Genomic DNA, 8,307 nt, shown 5'->3' on the forward strand with positions numbered 1-8,307 from the left:
CCTCAAGCTGGAAAGGAAACGGCCGGCAGGGGACCGCTCCGCAGCGAGGAGCACCGCCACCGTCGGTGGACCGACGGTGGGCCGCACGGGTCAGCGCACGGTGAACTCTCGCGCCGGAGCGGGGGCCGTGACCATGTCGAGGCGCATCTCTACTCCTGTCCGTCGACGGATGTCGAAGCGGAGGATAGCCACCCGATGCCGTACGACGGCACTGGATTTCGCCGGGCCGCGATCGCGACGCCGGTCGATACAGTGACCCGGTGGAGCAGATCAGCCGGCGGCGGTTCCTCGACGAGATGGTGGCCGTCACTCGGGAACGGCAGGCCACCACTCACCTTTACCTGATGCTGCGCGAGGGCGGCGGCATCGGCGTGCAGTGGGAGCAGCCGGGTCTCGACCATCTGCGGGAGTTCCGCGTGGTCGACCCGGACGGACCCACCTGCCCGCACTGTCTGATCATCGAGACGGTCCTGAAGTTGGCCCCGGTCCTGCCGCTCGACATGCTGCGGACGGCCCGTGCCCGGGTGCAGTACGAGAGAATCCTGCGCACTGGCATGCTGCCGGCGCCGGCGTTCGCCCGGCAGTCGGTGAGTCGTGAGGTCACCTGGCTGGGCGACTGTCACGGTGCGACCGGCAACCCGCACACCGACGCGGACTGCGCCGAACATGCGGCGATCGGTCCCCCTGTGGTCACCGACCCGCTCGACGTGCACCCCGTGCCGGTGCTGCCCCGGGCGCTGCTCGAGATGACCGACGTCGCCGACGTCCGGGAGCGGCTGCGGCTCGCCCGCGACTGGCGCGACACCGCCGCCGAGGTGGCCCGCCACAGCCGATGGGCCGCGACGACCTGGGGTTTCCTGCGGAGTTCAGCGGTCCTGGCCGTCCCCGCCGGCCTGCCGGGGATGGTCTACGCCCTCGACCCCGACGCGCCGGCCGACGACCGTCCCTTCACCGAGGTGTGCGCGGCGGCGATGCGGTCGCTCTCCGGTCAGGATGACCCGGTCTACGCGGACCGGGTCTGCCTGGTACCCGACCCGGTGCCCGGCGGCGAGCGGATGCCCAGCTTCGCCGGTGCGGTGGACGTGGCCGCCGGGCAACCGGTACGCACGTTGCGGCTGCCGTCGAGCCGCCGGCCGCTGAGTCGGCTCGGCCGTGGGATCCTGCTGCTGTTCGAGGCGCGGCACGTGATGCTGATCCGCCACGTGCAGCGCAGCCCGGACTGGGAGTCGGAGGCGGCGCTGCACCTCTTCGAGTTCGGCATGCTTGAGGAACTCGGTGGTGCCGCGTACACCTCGGCGGTCGCCGCCTACCTCGACGCTCTGCGCCGCGGGGGAGAACTGCTCGCGCGGCCACAGAAGGTCCTCGGCCGCCGCGAGCGCCTGGCGCTCGCCGGCATTTTCGGCCGCATCGACGACGAGGAACTGCACCTGTGGGGGTCGGTCGCCTACCGCAACGCGATCATGGTCATGTTGGGCAGCCAGGCCGCCTTCGCCGAACACCTTCGACGTCAGTCGTCCGGAACCGAGTAACCCGGGTGGGTGGGGTCGACGCGTCGACCCCACCCACTTGCAGTGTCAACTACGCAGACTCCACTGCTGGTTGGTGCCGCCGTGGCAGGCCCAGAGGTGGATCACGGTGCCGTTGGTGGTGCCGTAGCCGCTGGCATCGAGGCACAGGCCGGACTGTGCGCCGGTGATGGTGCCGTTGGCGTTGACGTTCCACTGCTGGTTGGCCTGACCGTTGCAGTCCCAGATGATCGCCAGGGTGCCGTTGCTGGTGCCCTGGCCGGACGCATCGAGGCACTTGTTGCCGTACACCATCAGTTGCTTGCTGGCGGTGTAGGTCCAGCGCTGGTTCGTCCCGCCGTGGCAGTCCCAGAGCTTGACCTGGGCGCCGTTGGCGGTGCTCGCACCGTCGATGTCCATGCATCGGCCGGACTGGCCACCGACGATCTGCACACCCTGCGGGCTGCTGCCGCCCTGCGGACCGGCCCCGGCCATCACCGCCTGGGCGCCGGAGGGCCAGTTGCCGTTGGTCACCGTCACGTTGCCGGACACGACGTTGCCCCGGTCACCGTTTGTCACGTTGGTGCTGCCGTTTGTCGACCAGTTGTTGGTGACGGTGAAGTTGCCCATGTTCTCGGCGTACCAGTAGTTGGCGGTGGCCCAGGTGCCGGTGGACGAGAACACGTTGTTGCGGGCGGTGTAGTAGCGGGATCCCTCGTCGAAGTAGACGCCGAAGTAGCCGTTGGTCCGCAGGCAGTAGTTGTCGCTGATCAATCCGCCCGGGTTCGCGGACAGGGTGTAGATGCAGCCGCCGTCGTTCATCTGCTGCATCACGTCGTGCACGTAGTTGCCGATGAGCCGGTTGTTGGACGCGGTGGTGGCCGTCGTGTAGCGGGGCTGGTAGTTGTACAGGCCACGGCCGGCGTAGTGCTCGCTGCCGCCCGCGTCGTTGGAGCCCCAGCCGTACCCGATCGACATGCCCGTGTACGGCATGTTGTAGACCTCGTTGTACGAGACGGTGGAGTTGGTGACGTAGGTGGTGAGCACCGAGACGATCCCGCGGTACTCGATCCCCAGGTCGTGCAGGCGGTTGTTGCTGACGGTGATGTCCCGGTTCACCATGCGCTGGTCACTTGGGTGGTGGGCGTCGGCGCGTACGCCACCGACGACGATGCCACCGGCCGCGTTGCGGGCGATCTCGGAGCGGGTGACGATGATGTTGCTGGCACCCAGGCCCACCCCACTGGCGTGGGCGTTGGCGTCGTTTCCGATCCCGATGGCCGTCTGCCCGAGGTTGACGAACTGGGAGTCGCTGAAGGTGATGTTGTTGGCGGCCGAGACCTGCACGGCGGCGGGCATCTGCTGCCAGTTCGGCCGGGTGGCCTCGAACTGCGGGCAGCCGTTGTGGCACGAGGAGAAGCTGGGCCAGTTCCAGTTGCCGTAGATGTAGGCGCCGGTCTGCTGGTCCACGTAGCCCTGATTGCTGCTGGCGCCCAGCCAGGTCGTGCCGGTGAAGGTGATCCCGGTGAACGTGATGTGGTGTGCCGGCGAGGCGTAGGTCCCGCCGAGGTTGACCAGGGACTGCTGCGTCGGCAGTTCCACGCTTACGCTGTTCATGTTCTGCCCGGCGAGTGGGATGTAGGACAGCGCGCCGCTGCCCGGGTCGAGGTACCACTCCCCCGGCGTGTCCAGGAACTCGTAGGCGTTGGCCAGGTAGAGCGGGCCGGCCCGGTGCGGGCTGGTGAAGGTGTCGTAGCCGAAGTTGTTGTTGCTCCAGCCGGGCTGCTGCATCCGGATCAGGTTCCCGCTGATGCTCTGCACCGACACGTACCGGTCGGTGAACGAGTTGACGCTCTCCATCTGGATGCGGCTCTGGTTGGCCAGGTTGTTGAGGTAGTTCAGAGCGCCGCTGGTGAACCTCATGCCGGTGCTGTCCGCGGTGAAGTCCGCCCGGTTGACCTGGGTACGGGCCCGGGTGGCGAGCGCGCCGTTGACGTAGAGCTGACGGGTGTCGGTCCCGGCACCGACGTTGGCCCGCCAGATGTTGCGGCCGGCGTCCACCTGCGACCAGCCGGTGACCGCCCGCGCGCCGCTGATCACGGGACGGGCCGACGGTGCCGCCTGCCAGATCACCCGGTAGCCGTTGGTGCCGGAGTCGGCGGCGGTGAACCGCAGCGGCGAGGAGAGTCGGTACACGCCGTCAGCCAGTTGGACCACGATGTCACCCGACATCGAGCCGTTCATCGAGCGGACGACCGACTGCGCACCGGTCAACGAACACGGTTGGGCGGCGGTGCAACTGCTGCCGCCACCGGAGGGCGACGCGTAGAGGGTGGTGGTAGCGGCGAGGGCGGGGGCGGCGAACGCCGTCACGGCGGTCACGGTGGCCGCAGCGGTCAGCGCCACCGTCGCGGCCGCGGCCAGCACCCGTCGGGGTGCAGCGGGGGGTGGAGGTACGGACACGGGGGTCTCCTTACCTGGACGGGTGGTGCGGTGTGGAGGGTGGTATGTGGACGGCAGTTCATCATACGAATGATGTCTGCGCAAGGATCGACTGAGATCACGCCGGTGACCCGATGCCGACGCGAGGGCGGCGCAGCTCAGCCGAGGATGCTCCGGAGATAGGCCAGCCCGTCCCCCGCGAGCCGGTCCGGTGATGGGGCGAGCGGGCGCCAGATCGAGGCGGCGGTCGCGATCGTCGCGTTCTCCGGGGTGAACGACTCGATGCAGATCGCACCCCAGTAGCCGGTGGCGGCCAGAGCGGCGAGGAGCCGGGGCCAGTCCAGGTGATCGGACCCCGGCGCCCCCCGGTTGGTGCCACTGACCTGTACGTGCTTGATGTGCGGACCCACCGCGGCCAGCGCCGCGTACGGGTTCGCCTCCTCGATGTTCATGTGGTACGTGTCGATCATCAGGCCGACGTTCGACGGCAGGCCGTCGATCATCTCCACGGTCTGTTCGAGCGTGTTGACGACGCTGGTCTCGTACCGGTTGAGCGCCTCGACCCCGATGGACACCCCCCGCTCGGCGGCCCGGTCGGCGACCGGTACCAGCGCCCGACGAAAATCGGCGTAACAGGTCGCGCGCTCCGTCGGCGTCATCCGCCAGGTCCGGCCCACCGACGCGTAGACCGGACCACCGACGCACGGCGCACCGATGATCGCCGCACTGTCGACGCAGCTGTCCAGGTACGCCACCGTGGACTCGACCACGGTGGGTGCGGCATTGACCAGTTCCCGGCCGGGCGGGGTTACCGCACAGACGCCGGCTGCGGCCAGTCCGTACCTGGCGAGCAGGTCACGAACGCGGTACGGATCCCAGTCGCCCGGCTGCTCGATCGGCAGTTCGACCGCGTCGAAGCCGAGCGCCGCGATCCGTGGGATCAATGCGGTCAGGGCCTCGTCGTCGACCGGCGAGGTCCACACCCAGGGATTGACACCGACGGCACGCACCGGACACCTACTTCCAGCGCTGCGGGTAACCCGGCAGGTCGGTGCAGCCGCACATCGCGTAGTGCAGCGGCGGCATGTTCGGGTCGAGATAGCTGTCCAGGTTCTCCTGAGTGATCGTCGGCTGGGGCAGCTTCCACGGGGCGGACACCTGCTGGCCGTCGAGGATCCGCAGCGCCGCGATGATCGGCGTACGCCACTGGTAGGTCGGGTACGTGGGCGCGATGGCGGTGAGCCCCTCGTCCTTCCACATCTTCAGGAAGTCGAGCTGGTCCTCGCCGTTGATCGGAGGCACCGGCTGACCGGCGTCCTGGAACGCCTCCACCGCCGCGACGGCAACCGCGCCCGCGTCCATCCAGACGCCGTCGATGGTGCCGTGCCGCTGGATGTAGTCGTTGACGATCTTCTTGGTCTTGGCCGGGTCGCCGTCGGTGAACTCGACCCCGACGACGTCGACCTGAGCCTTGTCGAACGCGACCTTCGCGGCGGACCAGCGGGTCTCCAGTACGTCGACGCCGGGCAGGATGCGCAGCGCGAGGACCTTGCCGCCGGGCTTCATCTGCTGGCTGACGAACTCCGCTCCGACGTGACCGAACCCGTACCCGCCGATCGGGTTGATGAACGTCACCGGGCAGTCGGTGTCCACGCCGCGGTCGAAGACGATGACCGGCAGGCCAGCGTCGCAGGCCGCCGTCACGGCCGGGGTGAGCGTGGCGGTGGTGTTCGGCGAGACGATGAGTGCGTCACAGCCCTTCCCGAGCAGGTCGTTGATGTCGGCGATCTGCTTCTGGTCCTTGCCTTCGGCGTCGACGTGGACGAACTCCTTGATTCGGTCGCCCTGTGCCTCGACCTCGGCCTGCATGGTCTTGAAGCCGACCTGCCGCCACGGGTTGTTCAACGCCGCGTTCGAGAAGCAGATCTTGTGGGGGCCGTCCTTCTTGAACTTGGCGGTGTCCACCATCTTCGGGTTGAGCACCTGCTCCCACGGCTTGTCGGCCGGTCCGGTCGGTGCGGCGTCGAGCAGCGCGAGTTCGTTGTCGTAGTCGGCCTGCACGAAGAACTTCGACTGCTCGCCGGTGCCGGCCCCGGCGGGTGATGCGGAGGAACCGGACGGGGTCGCAGCGGGCTCGTCGGTGGCACAGCCGGCGAGTGACACCAGGAGAAGCGCGGCCGTGGCCGCCATGCGTCGTTTCATTGAAAGACTCCCCTTATCTCGACTTATCTCGACGTGGAACGTCGGGCTGAGACCGCCACGGCGAACAGGATGATGGCGCCCTGGACGGTCGGTCTGAGTGCGCCGGAGACGCCGTAGAAGTTCATGAGCGTGAAGAGCAGTTCGAGGGTCAGCGCGCCGAGCATCGCGCCGACGACCGAGCCACGTCCGCCACCCAGGGCGACCCCGCCGAGAACGACCGCGGTGATGGCTCCGAACTCCAGGCCGGCACCGGCCTGGAAGGACACACCGCTGTAGCCGCCGATCAGGATCGCCGCGAAGGCGGCGGCGAGACCACTGAGCATGAAGGCGATGGTCCGGGTACGGCGCACCCGGGCGCCGCTCAGCTCCGCCGTACGCGGGTTGTCCCCGACCGCGACCAGGACCCGGCCGAAGTCGGAGCGCATCAGCAGCACCGCGAGCGTCGCGAGGACCAGCAGGACCAGCAGGGCGTACGGGATGCGGCCGAACACCGGCACGTCCTCGAACGCACGCCGGCCGAAGCGACGGAACTCCTCGGAGAGGCCGCCCTTGGGCGCGCCGTTGGACCAGAGGTAGACCGCACCCACCAGGATCAGGAACATGCCGAGGGTGGTGATGAACGAGGGCACCCGTAGTCGCGTCGTGATCAGACCGTTGACCAGCCCGACGAGCACCCCGCCGGCGAGCAGCACCAGCACCACCGGCCAGGTCCGCGACGGATCGCTGTCGATCAGCCGCGCGGCGACCACGACCTGCGCGGTGACCAACGAGCCGACGGACAGGTCGAACTCGCCGGAGACGATCACGAAGTACTGACCGGCGGCGAGCAGGATGAGCGGCGCCGACCGGCCGAGGAACGACATCAGGGACGCTGGAGCCAGGAAGTCGGGTTGGCGCACGGTGACCAGGACCAGCAACACCGCGAGTATCGCGAGCAGCGGCAGGAGGCCGCCCCGGCGTACCCGGGTCAGCTGGGGCGGCAGCGGGCGACGCTTGACGAGCTGCATGTCAGACGGCCGCCTTTCGCATGGCCCGACGGGCGTAGACGGCCACGGCGGCGATGATGATGGCCCCCCGGATCACCTGCTTGAAGAAGGCGTCCACTTCGAGCTGGTTGAAGATGGCGTCGATGCTGGCGAGCAACAGCACGCCACCGAGCGTGCCGACGACACCGCCACGGCCACCGGCGAGAGCGGTGCCACCGATGACCACGGCGGCGATCGACTCCAGGTCGTAGAGACCTTCGGTGCCCACCCGGGGGGCGCCCGAGCCGAGCCGACTGGCCAGATAGATCCCGGCGAGCCCGGCGCAGAGCGAGCAGAGCACGTGGGCGATGACCAGAACCCGGTCGTTGCGGACGCCGGAGAGCCGGGCCACCTCCGGATCGCCGCCGACAGCGATCAGATGGTGACCGAACCGGGTCCGTGCCAGCGCGAACCAACATGCCCCGGTCACGGCGAGCAGCAGCAGGAAGGACAGCGGTACGGGGCCGATGCGTTGGTAGCCGAGGCTCTGCACGAGCCCGGGTGAGGTGCTGCCGGCCGGACCGTCGTAGCCGTTGTCGAGGTATCCCTTGAGCAGCAGCCCGACGCCGAGGGTGGCGATGAAGGCGTTGATCCGCAGCCTGGTGACGAGCAGCCCGTTGAGCAGCCCGACAGCGGCGCTGACGGTCAGCGCCAGACCGATCGCGGGCAGCAGCGCACCGTCGCTGCCGTTCATCGTCTCGGCCGCGACGAGGGTGCTCAGGCTGATCACGTACGCCACCGAGAGGTCCAGCGAACCACCCAGGATGACCAGGGTCTGACCGACCGCGACGAGGCCCAGCCCGGCGGCGACGTGCAGCAGGCTCACCGTCGTCGACTGGTTGAACAGCTGACCGCCGTCGAGCATGACGATCAGCCAACCGAGCGCCAGCGTGATGGTCAGCGCCACGAACACGCCTGGCAGGGGCCGTCGAGCCGGCCGCAGCGACAGAAGGCTCACGCCGCCGCCTCGCTTCGCTCCGCGGCGGCGCGAGACGCCACGCTGCTGAGCCTGATGGTTCGCTCGCTACGCTCACTCACGCCGCCGCCTCGCTTCGCTCCGCGGCGGCGCGAGACGCCACGCTGCTGAGCCTGATGGTTCGCTCGCTACGCTCACTCACGCCGCCGCCTCTACG

Annotated in this window: 6 protein-coding genes; 1 reads left to right on the plus strand and 5 read right to left on the minus strand. The window is 68.9% G+C overall.

All coding sequences use genetic code 11. The features are described from left to right. The first annotated feature begins 260 nt into the window (after positions 1 to 260). Positions 261 to 1,529: a hypothetical protein gene (locus ACFY2A_RS04675; RefSeq protein ID WP_387168408.1), complete on the plus strand. Its 1,269-nt coding sequence runs from the start codon at positions 261 to 263 to the stop codon at positions 1,527 to 1,529. Positions 1,530 to 1,574: 45 nt separating this feature from the next. Here ACFY2A_RS04675 and ACFY2A_RS04680 read toward each other — a convergent pair whose 3' ends face one another. The 5 genes from ACFY2A_RS04680 to ACFY2A_RS04700 all read right to left on the minus strand — a co-directional run bounded on the left by ACFY2A_RS04680 (position 1,575) and on the right by ACFY2A_RS04700 (position 8,132). Next, a complete protein-coding gene (locus tag ACFY2A_RS04680) occupies positions 1,575 to 3,968 on the minus strand; it encodes an RICIN domain-containing protein (protein WP_387168411.1) in 2,394 nt (797 codons plus the stop codon). 137 nt (positions 3,969 to 4,105) lie between these two features. Further along, positions 4,106 to 4,957, minus strand: a complete 852-nt coding sequence (locus ACFY2A_RS04685) for a sugar phosphate isomerase/epimerase family protein (protein WP_387168415.1) — start codon at positions 4,955 to 4,957, stop codon at positions 4,106 to 4,108. Positions 4,958 to 4,964: 7 nt separating this feature from the next. After that, complete coding sequence (locus ACFY2A_RS04690) at positions 4,965 to 6,149, minus strand: substrate-binding domain-containing protein (RefSeq protein ID WP_387168418.1); 1,185 nt, start codon at positions 6,147 to 6,149, stop codon at positions 4,965 to 4,967. Between the two features lie 23 nt (positions 6,150 to 6,172). After that, positions 6,173 to 7,156, minus strand: coding sequence for an ABC transporter permease (locus ACFY2A_RS04695; RefSeq protein WP_363919271.1), 984 nt, complete (start codon positions 7,154 to 7,156; stop codon positions 6,173 to 6,175). Position 7,157: 1 nt separating this feature from the next. Then, positions 7,158 to 8,132 carry an ABC transporter permease gene (locus tag ACFY2A_RS04700; protein ID WP_387168422.1) on the minus strand — a complete coding sequence of 325 codons (975 nt, stop codon included), beginning with the start codon at positions 8,130 to 8,132 and terminating at the stop codon, positions 7,158 to 7,160. Between the last annotated feature and the right edge of the window lie 175 nt (positions 8,133 to 8,307).

Source organism: Micromonospora sp. NPDC000442 (assembly GCF_042898635.1).
In the GTDB taxonomy this organism is placed as follows: domain Bacteria; phylum Actinomycetota; class Actinomycetes; order Mycobacteriales; family Micromonosporaceae; genus Micromonospora.